Annotated in this window: 24 protein-coding genes, 3 pseudogenes and 1 other annotated feature; of the genes and pseudogenes, 18 read left to right on the plus strand and 9 right to left on the minus strand. The window is 42.0% G+C overall.

The window, feature by feature from the left end:
• The first annotated feature begins 13 nt into the window (after positions 1-13).
• The 12 genes from T3H97_RS06380 (at position 14) to T3H97_RS06435 (ending at position 7,435) form a co-directional block, all read left to right on the plus strand.
• The gene (locus tag T3H97_RS06380) at positions 14-979 is read left to right on the plus strand and encodes an XkdQ/YqbQ family protein (RefSeq protein WP_328802032.1); all 966 of its coding nucleotides are present in this window, start codon (positions 14-16) and stop codon (positions 977-979) included.
• Positions 979-1,230 (plus strand): DUF2577 domain-containing protein, encoded by a 252-nt coding sequence (locus tag T3H97_RS06385; protein ID WP_328802033.1) that lies wholly within the window; start codon positions 979-981, stop codon positions 1,228-1,230. The genes T3H97_RS06380 and T3H97_RS06385 overlap by 1 nt, the downstream gene beginning before the upstream one ends.
• Complete coding sequence (locus tag T3H97_RS06390; protein WP_328802034.1) at positions 1,227-1,634, plus strand: DUF2634 domain-containing protein; 408 nt, start codon at positions 1,227-1,229, stop codon at positions 1,632-1,634. The genes T3H97_RS06385 and T3H97_RS06390 overlap by 4 nt, the downstream gene beginning before the upstream one ends.
• On the plus strand, positions 1,624-2,715 hold the full coding sequence (locus T3H97_RS06395; RefSeq protein WP_328802035.1) for a baseplate J/gp47 family protein: 1,092 nt from the start codon (positions 1,624-1,626) through the stop codon (positions 2,713-2,715). Before T3H97_RS06390 ends, T3H97_RS06395 begins: the two co-directional genes overlap by 11 nt.
• Positions 2,708-3,292, plus strand: coding sequence for a putative phage tail protein (locus T3H97_RS06400; RefSeq protein ID WP_328802036.1), 585 nt, complete (start codon positions 2,708-2,710; stop codon positions 3,290-3,292). The genes T3H97_RS06395 and T3H97_RS06400 overlap by 8 nt, the downstream gene beginning before the upstream one ends.
• On the plus strand, positions 3,289-3,570 hold the full coding sequence (locus tag T3H97_RS06405) for a ketopantoate hydroxymethyltransferase (protein ID WP_328802037.1): 282 nt from the start codon (positions 3,289-3,291) through the stop codon (positions 3,568-3,570). The genes T3H97_RS06400 and T3H97_RS06405 overlap by 4 nt, the downstream gene beginning before the upstream one ends.
• Position 3,571: 1 nt before the next feature.
• A complete protein-coding gene (locus T3H97_RS06410; RefSeq protein WP_328802038.1) occupies positions 3,572-4,975 on the plus strand; it encodes a hypothetical protein in 1,404 nt (467 codons plus the stop codon).
• A 108-nt stretch (positions 4,976-5,083) separates the two neighbouring features.
• Positions 5,084-5,377 (plus strand): hypothetical protein, encoded by a 294-nt coding sequence (locus T3H97_RS06415; RefSeq protein WP_328802039.1) that lies wholly within the window; start codon positions 5,084-5,086, stop codon positions 5,375-5,377.
• A gap of 2 nt (positions 5,378-5,379) precedes the next feature.
• Positions 5,380-5,643, plus strand: a complete 264-nt coding sequence (locus T3H97_RS06420) for a phage holin family protein (protein WP_442955644.1) — start codon at positions 5,380-5,382, stop codon at positions 5,641-5,643.
• A 2-nt stretch (positions 5,644-5,645) separates the two neighbouring features.
• Positions 5,646-6,257, plus strand: coding sequence for a glycoside hydrolase family protein (locus T3H97_RS06425; protein WP_328802041.1), 612 nt, complete (start codon positions 5,646-5,648; stop codon positions 6,255-6,257).
• Positions 6,258-6,451: 194 nt separating this feature from the next.
• Positions 6,452-6,931, plus strand: a complete 480-nt coding sequence (locus T3H97_RS06430; RefSeq protein ID WP_328802042.1) for a hypothetical protein — start codon at positions 6,452-6,454, stop codon at positions 6,929-6,931.
• 3 nt (positions 6,932-6,934) lie between these two features.
• Complete coding sequence (locus T3H97_RS06435; protein ID WP_328802043.1) at positions 6,935-7,435, plus strand: hypothetical protein; 501 nt, start codon at positions 6,935-6,937, stop codon at positions 7,433-7,435.
• Positions 7,436-7,610: 175 nt separating this feature from the next.
• Here the strand turns inward: T3H97_RS06435 and T3H97_RS06440 are convergent, their stop codons facing one another.
• From T3H97_RS06440 to T3H97_RS06450, 3 genes are all read right to left on the minus strand, one after another.
• The gene (locus tag T3H97_RS06440) at positions 7,611-7,769 is read right to left on the minus strand and encodes a hypothetical protein (RefSeq protein ID WP_328802044.1); all 159 of its coding nucleotides are present in this window, start codon (positions 7,767-7,769) and stop codon (positions 7,611-7,613) included.
• A 53-nt stretch (positions 7,770-7,822) separates the two neighbouring features.
• Positions 7,823-8,038, minus strand: coding sequence for a hypothetical protein (locus tag T3H97_RS06445; RefSeq protein ID WP_328802045.1), 216 nt, complete (start codon positions 8,036-8,038; stop codon positions 7,823-7,825).
• A 97-nt stretch (positions 8,039-8,135) separates the two neighbouring features.
• The gene (locus tag T3H97_RS06450) at positions 8,136-8,273 is read right to left on the minus strand and encodes a hypothetical protein (protein WP_328802046.1); all 138 of its coding nucleotides are present in this window, start codon (positions 8,271-8,273) and stop codon (positions 8,136-8,138) included.
• 150 nt (positions 8,274-8,423) lie between these two features.
• On the opposite strand from T3H97_RS06450, the gene T3H97_RS06455 reads away from it, so the two are divergent.
• The gene (locus T3H97_RS06455) at positions 8,424-8,636 is read left to right on the plus strand and encodes a helix-turn-helix domain-containing protein (protein ID WP_149032590.1); all 213 of its coding nucleotides are present in this window, start codon (positions 8,424-8,426) and stop codon (positions 8,634-8,636) included.
• 448 nt (positions 8,637-9,084) lie between these two features.
• Here T3H97_RS06455 and T3H97_RS06460 read toward each other — a convergent pair whose 3' ends face one another.
• From T3H97_RS06460 to T3H97_RS06470, 3 genes are all read right to left on the minus strand, one after another.
• Positions 9,085-9,315: a hypothetical protein gene (locus T3H97_RS06460; RefSeq protein WP_328802047.1), complete on the minus strand. Its 231-nt coding sequence runs from the start codon at positions 9,313-9,315 to the stop codon at positions 9,085-9,087.
• A gap of 261 nt (positions 9,316-9,576) precedes the next feature.
• Complete coding sequence (locus T3H97_RS06465; protein WP_328802048.1) at positions 9,577-9,702, minus strand: hypothetical protein; 126 nt, start codon at positions 9,700-9,702, stop codon at positions 9,577-9,579.
• A gap of 834 nt (positions 9,703-10,536) precedes the next feature.
• Positions 10,537-10,995, minus strand: coding sequence for a DUF5662 family protein (locus T3H97_RS06470; protein ID WP_250267713.1), 459 nt, complete (start codon positions 10,993-10,995; stop codon positions 10,537-10,539).
• Between the two features lie 124 nt (positions 10,996-11,119).
• Positions 11,120-11,379 (minus strand) — a binding site (T-box leader).
• A gap of 1,176 nt (positions 11,380-12,555) precedes the next feature.
• Between T3H97_RS06470 and T3H97_RS06475 the strand changes: the two genes are divergently transcribed.
• The 4 genes and pseudogenes from T3H97_RS06475 to T3H97_RS06490 all read left to right on the plus strand — a co-directional run bounded on the left by T3H97_RS06475 (position 12,556) and on the right by T3H97_RS06490 (position 14,156).
• On the plus strand, positions 12,556-12,897 hold the full coding sequence (locus tag T3H97_RS06475; RefSeq protein WP_328802049.1) for a hypothetical protein: 342 nt from the start codon (positions 12,556-12,558) through the stop codon (positions 12,895-12,897).
• Between the two features lie 204 nt (positions 12,898-13,101).
• A complete protein-coding gene (locus tag T3H97_RS06480; RefSeq protein WP_250272682.1) occupies positions 13,102-13,410 on the plus strand; it encodes a DUF2500 family protein in 309 nt (102 codons plus the stop codon).
• Between the two features lie 179 nt (positions 13,411-13,589).
• A complete protein-coding gene (locus T3H97_RS06485; RefSeq protein ID WP_328802050.1) occupies positions 13,590-13,928 on the plus strand; it encodes a DUF2500 domain-containing protein in 339 nt (112 codons plus the stop codon).
• A pseudogene (locus tag T3H97_RS06490) lies at positions 13,924-14,156 on the plus strand (hypothetical protein). Before T3H97_RS06485 ends, T3H97_RS06490 begins: the two are co-directional and overlap by 5 nt.
• A gap of 24 nt (positions 14,157-14,180) precedes the next feature.
• Here T3H97_RS06490 and T3H97_RS06495 read toward each other — a convergent pair.
• Positions 14,181-14,435 (minus strand): annotated as a pseudogene (locus T3H97_RS06495) (hypothetical protein); the annotation flags it as partial.
• A gap of 221 nt (positions 14,436-14,656) precedes the next feature.
• Complete coding sequence (locus tag T3H97_RS06500; RefSeq protein ID WP_328802051.1) at positions 14,657-15,052, minus strand: hypothetical protein; 396 nt, start codon at positions 15,050-15,052, stop codon at positions 14,657-14,659.
• A gap of 138 nt (positions 15,053-15,190) precedes the next feature.
• Between T3H97_RS06500 and T3H97_RS06505 the strand changes: the two are divergent.
• Positions 15,191-15,331 (plus strand): annotated as a pseudogene (locus tag T3H97_RS06505) (NucA/NucB deoxyribonuclease domain-containing protein); the annotation flags it as partial.
• A 120-nt stretch (positions 15,332-15,451) separates the two neighbouring features.
• On the opposite strand, the gene T3H97_RS06510 reads toward T3H97_RS06505, so the two are convergent.
• A complete protein-coding gene (locus tag T3H97_RS06510) occupies positions 15,452-15,904 on the minus strand; it encodes a hypothetical protein (protein ID WP_322174025.1) in 453 nt (150 codons plus the stop codon).
• Between the last annotated feature and the right edge of the window lie 15 nt (positions 15,905-15,919).

The raw sequence follows: 15,919 nt of genomic DNA on the forward strand, positions 1-15,919 counted from the left end.
AAGGAGGAAACCTATGGAGATATTACTGGATAACAAAAACGGGCGTGTGTGGGATGTGTCTCAGATCGTTTCGGATGCAACATGGACTACGAAGCGAATAGGCGCGGCTTCATCGTTTGAATTTACCATGATTAAAGGCGGGATCTACCAAGACCCGTCTTTTGTAATCAATAACGGCGACGTGATCCGGGTACGGGACGGAGACTGGAACATTTTTTACGGCTATGTATTTGAGATTAACGAGAGCAGGGACGAGAGTGTGAAGGTGAAATGTTACGATCAGATCCGCTATCTGATGAGCAATGACACTTATGTATTCAAGGGGATCAAGGCCAGCGATGTCGTGAGGCGGATTGCTGATGATTTTGGCCTAAAGACAGGAACGCTACAGGACACGGGGTATGTCATCCCTGTGATGATTGAGGATAACAAAAAGCTGCTCGATACCATCTGGAAGGCTCTCGATCTTACGCTAATCCACTCGGGACAGAACTTTATTTTCTTTGATGACTTCGGCAAGCTTATGGTTCGAAGGCTATCGGAGCTGAAGGTGAATATTGGTATTGGTGACGAAAGCTTGATGACCGATTTTGAGTATACCAGATCCATCGACACGGACACCTACACCAAAATCAAGATCGTTCAGAACAACAAGAAAACCGGGAAACGTGACGTTTACATCGCTCAGGACAGTGCCAATTCAGCCCGATGGGGGCAGTTGCAACTGTACCAGGTAGCTGATGAAAAACAGAATGCGGCACAAATCAATCAATTGCTGAGTCAGTTGGCCCAGCTCAAAAACCGCGAGACGCGTAGTCTGTCGCTCACAGCCATAGGCGTGCCTGGCATTCGAGCCGGTTCCTTTATCCCTGTTGTGATCGAGGAGCTTGGCTTGAGCCAGTATTTCTGCGTAGACGAGTGCTCTCATAGTTTCGAAGGAGCAGTACACACGATGAAGCTTAAATTGGTGGTGGTTTGATGGCACTTTCTGACACATTAAAATCGTTGAGCAAAGCGACGAATGAGGCCGGGAGTCCCGTGGGTGTATATTACGGCACCGTGACAACCGCTGATCCGTTGTCCATCTTGATCGACCAGAAGCTACCTTTGCCCAAGGAGGCGCTGGTACTGCTCAAGGGTGCAAGTTTCAAAGCAGGCGATTCCGTTGTCCTGCTGAGAGCTCAAGGCGGTAATCAGTATATTGTTTTGGGGGAGGTCGATTCTGAATGATTCCGACGGGTGCGGCACTCACTGAAGAGCATATCACAGAACAGCAGCAGCCAAGTTATACCTATCAAGTCGATTTTGCAAATAAACGAATAAGCGATCACGTTGACGGTCTGGAGGCAGTGAAGCAGGCCGTTATTTTAATATTGTCCACGGACCGCTTCCAGTATTTCATCTATACGGTGGACTATGGCATGGAACGTATCCCCATCGTAGGAGCATCACAGGCCATTGTCCGATCAGAGCTGCAAAGATGCGTGACAGAGGCGTTACTGCAGGATGACCGAATATCCGGGGTGATTAACTTCCGGCTGTCATTTAACGGAGATGAAGTATTAGCCACCTTTACCGTTGTGACGGAATTCGGTAATTTTGAACAGGAGGCGACATTCAATAATGTACGATGATCGAACCTTCGATAACATCATGGCGGAAATGCTTGCCACCGTCGATGACAGATACGATAAGCGTGAGGGAAGCATTATCTATAATGCTTTGGCTCCAGTGGCCAAAAAGCTAGCTGAAGTATTTTATGAGTTCAGTATAGACGTGAATCTCTTTTTTGCTGATACGTCCACAGGGGGTTACCTCTCACGTCGTACAGCAGAATACGGTGTTAACCGTCAGCAAGCAACCAAAGCAATCCGCATGGGCACGTTCTACGGTTCTGGTGATGTACTCGTTGATATTCCGCTGCAAACTCGGTATGCATTGAGCAATTCCAGTAACGAGGCTACCTATGTGGCTGTGCAAAAAATATCCACTGGCGTATATCGCTTAGAATGTGAGACTCCTGGAGTCATCGGCAATCAGGAGTTTGGGCAGCTCATTCCCGTTACTTACGTATCGGGTTTGGTTCGGGCTGAATTGTCTGATGTGCTTGTTCCCGGCGAGGAGGCAGAAGTGGATGAGGTATTGCGTAACAGGTACTACGATGCAATGAACGAACCAGCTTTTGGGGGAAATGTGGCGGATTATAAACAACGGGTTAACGCTTTACCTGGAGTCGGTGCAACAAAAGTCTATCCGGTCTGGCAAGGCGGCGGAACAGTAAAATGTACGATCATCGCATCTGACTATAACGCACCTTCTGCAGCACTTGTGGATGATGTACAAACCATCATTGATCCGATCGTCAACAGCGGCCAGGGGATGGGTCTTGCTCCTATCGATCATAAGGTCACTATAGCTGGCGTGTCAGAAGTTACGATAAACGTTTCATCGATTATTACATTGGAAGCTGGATCAACCATCGGCTCCGTGCAGCCTGATGTCGAAGCTACGATTGCTGATTATTTACTAGCCTTAAGAAAAACGTGGGCAGACTTGGCTCCGATCATCGTGAGGACGGCTCAGATTGATGCCAGGATGTTGGATGTCAAAGGCATCATAGATGTAACCGATACGCGGATCAACGGTTCCACAGACAACCTGACGCTTATGAGCGACCAGATTCCAGTAATGGGGGCGGTGACGCTGAGTGAGTAATGAGTTATTGGAGTCCTTGCCACCTGAGCTCCAGGAGATTGAAGAATTTCAAGTCATTACGGAAGCGGAGTTACCACAGATGCAGAAGCTCATTGATATGGTGACTCAAATCAGGAATAACCAATTTATTATGACGTCCGATGCTCAGGCCATTAAACGCCGCGAACAAAGGCTAGGCATACAGGCGGACCCCACGACAGAATCACTAGATTTTAGGAAGATCCGTTTGATCAACCGAATGAGCACCAAGCCGCCGTTTACAGTCCGGTATTTGCAACAGCAACTGGATAAGCTGGTAGGCGAGGGATTAACCATCGTCACGGTTGACTATGCAAGCCGTGTCCTCACTATCACGGCCAACATTGACAATGCGCCGGTCTTCAGTGAGGTGGAGAGGACTGTGTCAGTAATCAAGCCGGCTAACATGGCGTATCAGCAGCAAACATCGATAGAAGACGCGATAACAGTAGAAGAACGCATGTCGTACCGTGCGTTGACACGACGCACAAAATTAGGCTCGTGGGGTGTCGGAACGATTCCATTTGCAGATCCAGGACCGGAGGTGATCATTAAATGATTTCAGCAACACTACTGACTGATTTAGCAGAGGTTGTAAACGGTAAGATTGCTAAAGTTGTACTTAATGATGCTGTAGAACTAACCGATTTCAGCGTCAAGCGGGTTGATGGTTCTACCGTGGCCATGCAATACATCATTCCCGCTTCAAGTGTATCCTTGGTAACCAATATAAAGCTGAAATCGAGCGCAGATGAAACGCTCACAGATAACAATGTTCATGTGCCGATCACCTCAGATACATTGTTGCTGCACACGCTGCCTATAAAGGAGGTCTAACATGCCTTACAACGGTAAAACAGATTGGAAATACAGTGATACGGTCACCGAAAATGATATGAACCGTATTGAACAGGGGATTGAAGATGCATTCACAGAAATTGATAACATCCATATCCCGGATGCAAGTTTAACAGAAAAAGGTATCGTCAGACTAAGTGCAGATTACAAGTCTACATCTTCTGCGACTGTGCCGAATAGTAAGGCTCTTTCGGACTTGTATACCGCTTCAATGGCTGACAAAGGCAAAGTGTTCATGGATGATTTTAATTTTTTGCTTTCTCCGGGTGCATGGAGGGTTGATAGGTCTTCATTTAATCCTGCCGTCGACCACAGCCCGCCGGGTGCAAATCCCAAAGGTGTCCTTTTTGTTTCGAGTGTCAATGTAACGGAAGGACTAGCCCTCACCCAAAAGTACGTAGATGATACTGGCGGAATTTATAACCGTGTAAGAACAGTAGCTGGGACGTGGTTGCCTTGGGATGGATTAGCCAGCAAGACATACGCCCAAAGGAATTTGAGACTAGAAAGAGCAGTCGAGTTCGGCGCGGACGTTGCAGGAGTTGGCCCGGCATTCTTCGATTTTCATACGAGCGGAAACGCGATTGATTACGACTCGCGAATTATTGCTGAAGGCGGCACAACTGCCACTGGTAACGGTAAAATCACTATCCAAGCCGCGACTACAGCGCTAACCGGGAAGGTCGAAACATCCGGTCAACTGTGGGTTGCCAAAAACACGCAATTCGGTTCATCATCCTCTCTATCCTTGCCAATAGGTGATGGAGATACAGGTCTTAATTGGTACGGTGACGGTGGGGTTGACTTTTACTCAAACAATTCAAAGGTCGCTGCTTTGTCTGATGGGGTTTTTAAGTATTACGAGGCAGATGGTACCTGGAAAGTGTTGAGAGACGAGATAAGCAATTTAAAGCAATCTGTCGTTAACGGTAAGGGTGTCGTTGCTGGCGCCATTAACGGCAAAGGTGGCAATGTAACAGCCAGCAACACTTTTCCAGAATTAGCGGCAGCAATCACCAACCTTCCAGTCAAACGTTTTGCATCTGGTACGTTCAACGGCCAAAATGCTCAGGCCAGTAGTTGGGGAATGTCCATATCCATGCCTGTTTCTGTCGGGGGTCTTTCTTTCACTCCTTCGAGTGTATTTATAAGAGTTAAGCTAACTGAATCGGACGGCTTCCGGCAGGTAGAAGGTTTCGCACGTACCAGCACATCCACCCAAGACACCATTTACGGCTGGAGAGGTAATAGCATATCCGTCTCCCGTTTGAATCAACAATCAGGAGGATTTAACGTGACCATCGAAGGTAGCAAAATAGACGCGTATGCTGGCGGCTCTCCGATATCTAAAATTTGGGCTTACGAATGGTTTGCCTACGAATAAAGTTTAACCGACACGCTCAATGTGAGGCGTGTTTTTTTATGCCCCCGACCACTCCGGGGGCTTTTATATTCAGGCCAGGGCAATTTTCCTGAGCAGATACGGGGGAACATGATGGATATTACAGTTGTTTTTTCGTTAATTGCTGCGATTAGTGGGATTATTTTAGGTTGGGCTGGGCGCAGCAGGTCAATGCGGCAAGACATCATTCAAGAGGCGGGAGCGGAAGCTTTGCAGCGTGCGGATGTTGATTACATCAAGCGCGGCGTGGACGACATTCGGCTCGAACAGCGGGTGCAGGGGCAAAGGATTGATGCCTTATCCGAACGGGTTACGCGGGTTGAAGAATCAGCGAAACAGGCTCATAAACGACTTGATCGAAAAGAAGAAACGGGAGGAATTTAACAATAGATTGGAATACAGTATGGTCGTTAATCGACCCTAAATTGTTAATCGTTGTAGCTGTTTGTTGGGTTATTGGTATAGGGATCAAGCAAACGCCTAAAGTTCCGGACTGGAGCATTGTGTATATCGTCACTGCGGTTGCTGTGCTGCTTACAGTATGGATGCAAGGATGGGGGCCGCAGGCAGTTATCCAGGGTGTCCTGGCTGGTGCTTTTGCTGTCTACGGCAACCAATTGGTCAAGCAGACAAAGAAGGGGGCTGAGTAGTTATGGCGCGTAAAATATCGAAAGCGGGCCTTAGTCTAATCAAGAATTTTGAGGGCTGCCGATTGGCAGCTTATAAACCTGTCCCGACAGAACAGTGGTTCACCATTGGGTGGGGCCATTACGGACCTGACGTTAAAGCAGGCATGACCATAACACAAGCCAAGGCCGATGCTATGCTGGTGGAGGATTTATCCAAATACGAAGCTAACGTTAATAACCCGGCCTACGTCCCAGTTACGGATCAGCTTACGCAAAACCAGTTCGACGCACTTACAAGTTTTTGCTACAACTGCGGTGCGGGTAACCTCAAGGCGCTCTGCAAAGGCCGCACAGTTGCTCAGATTGCTGAAAATATCACCAAATACAATAAGTCGAGCGGCAAGGTGCTGGCTGGGCTGGTGCGGCGTAGAGAGGCAGAGATGGACTTGTATAACAAAGCAGCAAAAGATGATGAAAAAATGGATAAAGCAAGAGTAATCGTAAATGGCAAGAGAATTGAGGATGTTGTACTAATTAACGGTACAACCTACGTTCCGCTGCGGTCAGTCGGGGAAGTAATGGGTGCAACGGTGAATTGGAACGACAAAACCAATACGGCTACAGTAATAAAATAAATATAGCCCCTTACTGGTCTAACCAGTAAGGGGCATTCAAGTTAATATGAAATGTATTGAACCATTGTTTGATCTGACCCAGTAATACAGTATTAAGGTGTGTAGGAATGTTGTATTTACATAATTGCCCATAAAGAATATAATTAAACTGAACTTAAGAGAAAAATACCTTATACGAGTGGGGATTATAAGTAATGGAAAGGTTAGACAATGAGCCTACAATTTTTTCTCATCCAGGCTGGAGAGTAGCATATAACACAGTAACGTGGGTTGTATTAGGGATCACACTTTCTCCCGGAAATAGTATTTTCGTTGGTTTATTCATGCTTGGGTTTGGTCTTTTATTTGATTATGCCAAATTTAAGCCCGTAACGAGACCTAGGGCTATTGCAAAGAATGTTGGAGGTTCTATTGCGACAGTACTAATAGTTTTTAATCTGTTAGCTTCATTTGGAGCTGTTACTGTTAATGAAAAAATGTATTTAGTAGTAGTATCATTTCCTTTTTTCAAAGGTATGGCCTTCGATGTCAAATGGTATTGGTTGATTACAGGTATAACTGTATTTATGACAGTAGTTGATTGGGTCACTGAATACATCGAAAATCGTAATTGTAATGAGACTGAAACAAAACCACTGGAGATTGTAACTTCTAATACAGGAATAGGAGGATGATTAATGAGCCTCAAATTTATTATAATATCTCTTCTGTTCATTGTTTTTATGGCACTTACCATTGGTTTAATTATTAAGATGTACATGTACAATGTTTCACATTATCTCTTCTTAATGGCTCCTGTAACCATATTTCTCTCTATTGTAATATTGCCGATTTACAGTTCTAAAGTGGTCCTCCAAAGAATTAGTGAAAGAGAGATTGAGGTGAACAAGATTTATAAGGAACGTTTAGAATCAAAATTTAAGTTGAGCATGTGGTTTAAATTAAAAATGGTCTTTTTTTCTTGTGTACACATTATAAAAAGTTATCCTAATTATATTGATTCTCAAGCAAAAATTTTTGGATCAAGGTATTCAAAAAATCAAGTGGATAGCTTGCTTACTGATCCACAAAAACGAAAGTCGATGATTATGTCGTCCAATCCAACAATTTTTACTGAGCAAGAGTTTATAAACAGTAGAATGGATACAGAACTTAGGAACTTGGGAATTAATTTTTGAACTGTGAAAATCCCCGCTCACCTTAACTGGTCGGCGGGGTTATTTTTTTATTCAAAGTAATTGCGGATACTTAACAACAGTGAAGCAAGACTTATTATCCATCCTGTTACGGATATGGTCCATAAGATTACATCATACATATTGTTACCTCCTATAGAGGGGCCGAAGCCCCGTGTTATTTAATTTCTATAGTGAACTTGACCGAGCTGCGTCCCATTTCCTTTGCATCACGAATAGCCCCCGCGACAATGGCGTGAACATCCTTCATTGTGTATGCATCCGTTTGGCTCCAGTACCCTTTATCCACTGTCACCACATATTTTGCTTTTTCCATTCCCGTACCTCCCGCGTAAGGCCGCCGCCAGATTGAAGGGCCAAAGGTCCCGTTTAAATGTGTGCTGTAGCAGCTATATATTCCTCAAAGCTAATTCCCACCGCATTACGAATTATCCGAGATGCAGAATCAAGCCCGACCATTTCACCAGCTCTTTGCCGATACTCATTTTTATCTGTTTCCTCTGATAAGGATTCGCGTATACGTTTTACTTCCTCATATCGTTCTGCAAGCAATTTTACCAATTCTAGTCCTGTTTCTTTGCACATTTCCAATCCCTCCAATCAATTAGTAGAAACTCAACTGCCAATATGTTAAGATTGGGTGGAGATGGCGCTATACTAGCCGCCACCTCGGAAGGAAACCTTAACGTCTGCGCCGCACGCGTCGTTTATTGGTTCCTTTTTTTTTCTTGCTCTCATTCAGCACCTTGACCAATCCGATAATTGCAGTTATCAGGTTTGTGAGTGCTGTGGAGAGCAAGACCCAATCTATTGCTCTCAAATTTCTTACACCTCTTTCGGAAGTTAATGTTTCACTTCCTGAATATAATATACCATATCCTGCACACTATTGCAACCATTTTCGGAATATTGTATTCTGTTTATAGAAAATAATATTCCACTATCGGAATAAAAGGAAGTTGGTGCGTATATGCCGTTTTCATATAAACCGCTGTTCAAGTTGCTGCTTGATAAAGACATGAAGAAAGAGGACTTGAGGCAAGCCCTGAGCCTTGGAAGGAACACAATTGCTAAGATGGGAAAAGGGGAGTATGTGTCACTAGAGGTAATCGACAAGATATGTACTTACATGGGGTGTACACCCAATGATGTGATTGAACACGTAAAGGAGCAGGAGGAATAACACCTTCCTGCTCTTCTTAATGAACAAAAAAAGCCCTCAACATGAGGACTTGTGGTATAATCTGGATTGGACAACGGGTGGGGGTCACGGCGCAGCCTTCTGTAAAGGAGGTGATTGACGCCATGACTGCACTTGGTACGCTTTATCTGCTCTTGAAAGTAACTGCTACGGTACTAAGCCTTTGGTTTAGTTCTCGCAAGCTTTTTCGATGGATCAGACGTAGACGTAACAAGCGCAAAACCCACCGCTAATGGTTGGTAGCCTACGGTGGGTTTTGCTGTCTTCACAGTAATATATGCGCGCCGTGAGGCACATCGTTGTTCAGGGGGAGTGTAGCGATTCCCCTTATTTATATTCTTATGTTACCACACTGAAACTATACAGGCAATGTAATTGCCTTTGTTGCCTATAGTCAAATATTAAAACCCCGGATTGCTCCGGGGCTTTTTTACGAATCGCGTTTCCAACTATATTTGGTTACATACTCTGCTTCTATTTCATCGCACAATTTCCGAACTTGTTCTTTATCACCAAGTCGGATATATTTAGCCACTTCCTTAAATTTCTCGCTCACATCTCCTTTAAAAGTGTCCCCTGCATCCTCCACGATTCCTGCAAGTTCTTCCTGATAGTCTGTGTCTTTTTCGCTAACACGAGTTCTCGCCATACTCAGAGCCAAAGCTATACGCGCTCCGTTTCTTCATCAACATATACGATATCGCCCTGTTTGTCTTTAAGCTTTTCAGATGTGGGATTTTCTTGGGACGTAGCTGGTGCGTTACATGCGACAAGAAGAAGAGTCATTATGCATATAAGTAAATACATACTCGTTTTTATTGCGGGTTTCATTAATTATCCCCCTAAATCTGACGATCTTTACCTCGATATTCTATCAGATTTAGGAATATTCTTCTATATAGTAGTTTTTAATAGTGTAAGTTCACCTTTTAGTATCTCTGCGATAGATTTCATTTAAGACAATACGATACCAAAGGTCAACGAGCTTCTTTGGTTCTGGATGAGGCACAAGCTTAACAGTCGCTTTAATAGTGGCTTTTTTTTGCATTGGGAAGTCTCCTTTCAAGCGCATTAGTTTGCTTATCTACAGCTTGCCCATAATTAGCCCATAAAAGTATTTCATATAGAGTATTTTTAGCGTATAATGCACAAAGTCAAATTCTTAAAAACACTGTCATTTCACGGTTTGCACATGTTGCACAACTTTCCATCGGATGGGCGGCATGATGTAACAAAGGGTATAAAAACCCTGTAATACCGCTATTTAAAGGGCTCCCGCGAGGGAGCCTTTCTTCGTTAAATCACGAAAAAATCACATTTCTTGCAAAGGGAGATGATCTTTCGTGAAATTGAAGTTCAATATATCTGCAAAGTGAATTCTTATTTTCTCATTAGCATCCTTTTTCATATGTTGAATACATAGCCGAAACAGCATTTACAATGGTAAAGTCACATATAATAAATAATGAGACTTACTTTATAAATTGTATTGGCCTGTTTATGCGTTTCCAAGTCTATGCGACTCCTGAAATCAAAACAGAGTTCTCCAATCTAATTGAAAAGGTGTAGGACTGTTAATTGTTGCGAGTAGCTTTTTAGTTTTCATGACTGTACCTGGTATCTAAATCCTTGTGCAAGTTGGAGGTTCCTAAACGTCAGTACAGCAATCCCCGCTAACCTTAATTGGTCGGCGGGGATTTTTAGTTGAAGAACTGCTTACAGACGGATATTTCTAGGTGGAACTGGTATAAGGCCACTTTTTAAATGTTCATTGAAAATAAAAGTTTTGCCAACTACAATAAAAGAAACAACGGTAGGCGAGGAAGGGGAAAATAAAGTCCTAGACTGTCGTTGTTTCATTGAACTAACGTTTCCCGTTAGCTCAATGGTTTATCTTTCCCTTGAGGGATGTTAGAAGCTCAAGTTCTCTTTTCGTTGCAGGATGAACAACTATGCTATCTGTAAGGTTTAGGGTAGATTCTTTTACCTTTCTCCCCCATCTCCTTGAAAAGGAGCGCCAATCACATACCATCTCGACGACATACTTCCTCGGCATGGGTAATACCTCTTTGGTGTCGGGATTAACAACCCAATATTCCCAATGATGCTTGTTTTTACGTTGGTGACGAAGCCATGCGTATTTCCAATTCAACTCATCTTCTAAATTCAAAGGTTTTCCAGAGTGAAATTTTTTTGCGTAGGGAAAGAACTCAGCCGGTGAAAATTTCGACCAATCATGAATAATCCCCTGAATATACAAGCCTTCCTTCCAACATTCAATGAGAACATTCAATTTGTGATTAAGGATGTATAAGAAATATTTCAAATAAGCTTTCATCATTGAATTCATATCTCCTTTCCATAATAACCTTCATTTTGCTTGAAAGGCCTCCCCATGATTATTAATGCTAATTGGCTTTCTACTTCTCCAAAAAGATAAAAAATCCCACCTCCAAGAACGAAGTCTTGGGGACGAGATCTCGTCGTGGTACCACCCCAGTTCGCTAATCTGTCTTCAGATTAGCCTCATCGAGTACGGCATGCCAACACATGCTTATACTCTAGCTCTGTAACAGGAGCTCCTGTCACACCATCCCCCGAACTAGTTCAAGTTTCGATGTGATGCTCAGAGACTTGATTCAATAAGATCTCCTTTACTCCTTTTCAGCTACCAGAGTTCTCTGTTAAAGTAAGCCTTATTTACTCTTCTCGTCATTGCATTTGTGTAATTTTACCAAATACCTATTGAGTTTGTAAATACAAGAATGTTGGAACTATCCTGCCCGTTAGCTTAACGTCGCCGTTCAGTCTACAACTTTTCAGCAGGCCGCCGTAATATGTTAGATCTGGAGATTAAGACAGGGAGGCGTGCAGAGGACATAAAGGCGGGTTTGCTAGCCTTGGAGCAGGATAACTATATCTTGTGGGAAAACAAAACGGACACGCGACACATTGTAATCCTGGAGGACTGGGATAGAGATCCAAAGGTTACTACGCCGCCAACGCCCCCAGGAAGCGCTAATAGGTACTATACGGAATATTAAAACCCTGGATTGCTCCGGGGTTCATTCATTTTGTGAAACTAATTTTATCTTTGTTTTTATTCAGATAGTATTGAACTGCCCTGTTTTCGTCCGGGAACCCTTCTGTGAATTTTTCTAGCTGGACGGAGAAAACTTTTCCGTTTTTGATCTCTACCGTTAACTCAGGATCGGTTTAATCAGTACCATAAGAATAATAAATTGATTCGGATGCGTTCATTTGATTCAATGGATTGCCTAGCTTTTCCACAACTTTTTTTACTGTATCATCCACCACGACCTTGCGTTTGATACCTTTTCCCTTTTGGTAAACACTTACATATTCAAGAATTCCCTTATGGAAATGAAGGTACTGATTGTTATCAAAAAAAGCAACATTTCCACTGTATGCGATCTGATAATATTCCGTTTCTATTTTCATGTTTTTGAACTTTGGTTGTAGATCGGAAAAGGCGGAGCCTAGCGTCCAATCACCTATAGTAGTGTAATTTTCGTAAGGTTTTTGAGCATATACGCCAGGAAGAACGAATGAACAAAAAATGATTACTGTAAAAATTGCAATACATATTTTTAAAACGATATTGACATTCGATTATTCACCTCAGTTTTATTTTAAGATAGTCTATCAGTCCTAGGAATATTTTTCTATATATTCACAAAATAGACCAAATGAATTACGCTTATAACAACACATACGGAAGCACCGTTGTGCAATCCAAACCCATAGGGGCACTTTACTGACTCAAGTTGGTGGGGTGTCTTTTATTTATGAAGTCTTAAATTTATTTTCCAGAAAATTCTTGACGAATTCATCTGTGGTAAATTATAGTAAGCCTATATCTGAGAAAAGGGGACTTATTATGAAGAAAATGTTTATTTCATTATTTTTAGGAGTGCTTATAACAACTGGTTTATCTGTATCAAGCTTCTCTTCTTTTACATCAGTTGCTGATGCAAAAGCGCTTAGGTATACAGTTACTCTTCATCCGAATGAGACTTATCAATTAGGATATGGTCCAGGTTATTGGTACTACACGGGGAGTGGAAAATCAAAGGATTTTACAGTATCCTCAAGAGGGCTTATTGAAATATTTCCAAACCCAGAAAATATTTCGTATTTTGGAGCATATGCTGGTGAGATATCGGTTGTTGATAGATTTGGTGATGAAGTGGAAACAGTAACGCTTAAAATTAAATACTAATATTGTATCTAATAACTCTTATTTTCGTTTATAAACAATTTAACACGTAAGAAAACAACGCTCTTCAATCTGAAAACATCGGTGACACCCTACTGGCTAAGCTAGTGGGGTGTTTTTGTATTCATTTTTCATTGGATATCAAAATAAACAGTTGAAAAGCCGATATCATAATTACTAACTAATGAATACTTAGGAGGATTATAGATGGTCTTTTGGATTCTTTCAGCTTTGGTCGTGGGACTCATTCTTTCAGCGATCATAGGTGCGGATATTACAGCCAGAAAAAATCGTAAACAACCGAAAATAGAACGGATAGGTGAAGTGGTTGATAAACGAGTTAATTGGACCGAAGGATCGTCTTCCAAAACATTCTACATAACCTGCGAGTTCGAAAACAATGAGCGCAAAGAAATTACAGTTAGAGACGATAAATACGGACTTTTTGTTGTAGGAGATAAAATTAAAGTAACAAGTCAAGGTACTTGGGACTGGGTAGAACGTGTAGTAACGTAAGGTCATCAGGATATTTACAGAATCACCCAACCCTTTTATACTGATAACAACACATACGGAAGCACGGTTGTGTAATCCGAAAGCATCGGTGGTACCCTGCTGGCATACGCTGGTGGGGTGTTTTTATGTTTTGGAATATAGTAAAATTCATTAATAGAATCTTAAGGAGTGAATAAAATATGCTCGAAGCTTTTCAAATCTTTCTTACCATGATCGGTTTAATATTGGTTGTTTTTGTGCCTATTATAATATCTTCAAACCGAGAACATGCGAGAAATTTAAAACAACCCAAAATTGAACGAATCGCAAAAGTAATTGATAAAAGAGTAGACTGGGTGGAAAATTCTTCAACGAAAAAATATTTTATAACATGCCAATTTGAAGGATCGGATCGGAAAGAAGTCAGAGTACAGGAAAATGAATATGGCATTTTAATCGTTGGAGATGAGGTTAAAGTAATAACCCAAGGTACTTCAGAAAAAATCGAGCGTATTACAACAATAGGTGATCTGCATTAACCATACATATAAAGTGTTAAAGTCGGATATCAAACTATTTGCTGCTGCATTAAACCAGGTAAGAGTAATGTGGTACAGTCGCTGGGTGAGGATTTGATAGATATAGTAGACTACGGTGGCGCAGTGGAGAAGATTACACCAGAGTCAATTAGGATTAACGGATCTTATTTCTTTCGTAATCAGTTTGAATTTAGAGTAGATGTGAAAAAGGACTCCACTGGTATGTAACCAGTATGGAGTCCTCTTTATTGTTTATTTAGTTGAATACTCGCTTACTTCAAACGTAAGGATTTTATTGAATATTACATAGTCTTTACGGTTGTTGAATGGACCTTTGTTGTTATTGTGTTTATCGATGGCAAAGAATGAAGGGCCTCTACCAGCATCTTTAGCGTCATACCAAGCAATGAATGCACTGAGTTCTTTTTTACTTAGATCGAATTCTTTATCAAATCCATTGTCCATTGTTACAGTCAGAATAGCACGGTCACCAGTAGGTTGTGATGGTTCGGATGGTTCAGTTGGCTCCGTAGGTTCAGAAGGATTAGGCTCAGGACTTGGTGTTGGAGTCGGCGTCGGTGTTGGTGTTGGTTCAGGTGTCGGTTTAGGATCTGGTGTTGGAGAAGGTTCCGGTGTCGGTACTGCATCTTTACTGTAGAAAAAGTCAAGTTCGCTTATATTTAAATCTTCAGCACTAAGTGAATAAAGAGTGATGAATCTAACACGATCTACTTTTTTTCCTTTGGAAGCTTTGTCAGTTCTCCATTACCTACGTTGGTTTCTAAAGCGTCTAACCAACCGGTGTCTTGGTCGTAAAAGATGATCCTTAAATTTTTAGAATCACTTTTAAGCTTATATGAATCAATTGTTCTATTTGTACCTAAATCAATCATAATCATATTACCTTTAGGAAGTAAATAGCTTGTTTCTTCATAGTTATCTGTAATAAGCGTTGTGTTTTTTTTGCTTGCATGCGGTCTACCTATAAAATAACTGTCAGATATCATTGCAACAACATTCTTGCCGTTGGCATACCCACCAGTGTACGCGCTCACTGATGATAATGGGAGGAAAATAGTAATAAGTAAAGTGAAGCATAAAATTAAATTGAGCTTTCTTTTCATGTATAAATCCCCTTTTTGTTTATTTGCTCAGTAATCATACAAAAACGAAAAAGGGATGTCTAAACCTTAATGTCTATATATTCAAATATAAGTATGATAATGTATTTAGATTTTCGAAGAGCACAAGACTCAACTTTATGGGCTATGTGCTCCGAAGGTGGCGAGGGTGCAGACATTAAATACATAAGTCCAAAGGATAACCGTGGAGCTGGATCGTGGGTAGGTCACAAGTTGGATGAATATGCAGACGGAACAAAAGTTGAATTTATCGTTAAATAGTAAATCCCCGCTAACCTTTAATTGGTCGGCAGTATTTTGTTAGACACTGAGTATGGCAACATTGAATACTTAAAGCGCCTTGGATTTATCTCCAAGGCGCTCCCCTGCTTGTAGTAACGGTTAGTTAATGTCTCCTGTGTACTGACCAGTAGTACCCCAAGCTTCGCCTTCAACGTTGTTACCGTCCGCTCTGAATTGAATTACATATTTCCCTGAAGGCATTCCATTAGGGAATGAATTAACGCTAGTCCACGTTAATGAGTCTCGTTTGCCAACAGTTTTAAAGATGTATTCTTTCCCGTTACCCTGCAAGCTCCAAGTGAGATTTGATGTTCCTGTATTCTGAACTCTAATCCTTACATGTCCATAACCTTTCTCAACGGTTAAGTCCATCGTTGGACTTGTCCCACCAAGAACCTCATGTACCTCTTGGCCAGTTCTTTGGATAACTATACCTCCATGATCCTTCGAGAATGTAATCCCCGTAACTGGTGCGGCAGAAGCAGCTACAGGAGCTACTGCCATTAGAGCCAAAGCACTTGTAAGGATAATTGCTGTGTTTTTAAACTTCATCAAAAATCGTCCTCT

The sequence above is a fragment of the Paenibacillus sp. LX16 genome (genome assembly GCF_036252815.1).
Classification (GTDB): domain Bacteria; phylum Bacillota; class Bacilli; order Paenibacillales; family Paenibacillaceae; genus Paenibacillus; species Paenibacillus polymyxa_B.

Coding starts and splice junctions, on each gene's coding strand:
- T3H97_RS06430 (WP_328802042.1), top strand. CDS start 6,452: ATGGAAAGGTTAGACAATGAGCCTACAATTTTTTCTCATCCAGGCTGG.
- T3H97_RS06510 (WP_322174025.1), bottom strand. CDS start 15,904: ATGAAGTTTAAAAACACAGCAATTATCCTTACAAGTGCTTTGGCTCTA.
- T3H97_RS06485 (WP_328802050.1), top strand. CDS start 13,590: ATGCTCGAAGCTTTTCAAATCTTTCTTACCATGATCGGTTTAATATTG.
- T3H97_RS06405 (WP_328802037.1), top strand. CDS start 3,289: ATGATTTCAGCAACACTACTGACTGATTTAGCAGAGGTTGTAAACGGT.
- T3H97_RS06390 (WP_328802034.1), top strand. CDS start 1,227: ATGATTCCGACGGGTGCGGCACTCACTGAAGAGCATATCACAGAACAG.
- T3H97_RS06415 (WP_328802039.1), top strand. CDS start 5,084: ATGATGGATATTACAGTTGTTTTTTCGTTAATTGCTGCGATTAGTGGG.
- T3H97_RS06425 (WP_328802041.1), top strand. CDS start 5,646: ATGGCGCGTAAAATATCGAAAGCGGGCCTTAGTCTAATCAAGAATTTT.
- T3H97_RS06410 (WP_328802038.1), top strand. CDS start 3,572: ATGCCTTACAACGGTAAAACAGATTGGAAATACAGTGATACGGTCACC.
- T3H97_RS06465 (WP_328802048.1), bottom strand. CDS start 9,702: ATGCAAAAAAAAGCCACTATTAAAGCGACTGTTAAGCTTGTGCCTCAT.
- T3H97_RS06435 (WP_328802043.1), top strand. CDS start 6,935: ATGAGCCTCAAATTTATTATAATATCTCTTCTGTTCATTGTTTTTATG.
- T3H97_RS06385 (WP_328802033.1), top strand. CDS start 979: ATGGCACTTTCTGACACATTAAAATCGTTGAGCAAAGCGACGAATGAG.
- T3H97_RS06500 (WP_328802051.1), bottom strand. CDS start 15,052: ATGAAAAGAAAGCTCAATTTAATTTTATGCTTCACTTTACTTATTACT.
- T3H97_RS06475 (WP_328802049.1), top strand. CDS start 12,556: ATGAAGAAAATGTTTATTTCATTATTTTTAGGAGTGCTTATAACAACT.
- T3H97_RS06455 (WP_149032590.1), top strand. CDS start 8,424: ATGCCGTTTTCATATAAACCGCTGTTCAAGTTGCTGCTTGATAAAGAC.
- T3H97_RS06395 (WP_328802035.1), top strand. CDS start 1,624: ATGTACGATGATCGAACCTTCGATAACATCATGGCGGAAATGCTTGCC.
- T3H97_RS06445 (WP_328802045.1), bottom strand. CDS start 8,038: ATGTGCAAAGAAACAGGACTAGAATTGGTAAAATTGCTTGCAGAACGA.
- T3H97_RS06470 (WP_250267713.1), bottom strand. CDS start 10,995: ATGATGAAAGCTTATTTGAAATATTTCTTATACATCCTTAATCACAAA.
- T3H97_RS06440 (WP_328802044.1), bottom strand. CDS start 7,769: ATGGAAAAAGCAAAATATGTGGTGACAGTGGATAAAGGGTACTGGAGC.
- T3H97_RS06480 (WP_250272682.1), top strand. CDS start 13,102: ATGGTCTTTTGGATTCTTTCAGCTTTGGTCGTGGGACTCATTCTTTCA.
- T3H97_RS06380 (WP_328802032.1), top strand. CDS start 14: ATGGAGATATTACTGGATAACAAAAACGGGCGTGTGTGGGATGTGTCT.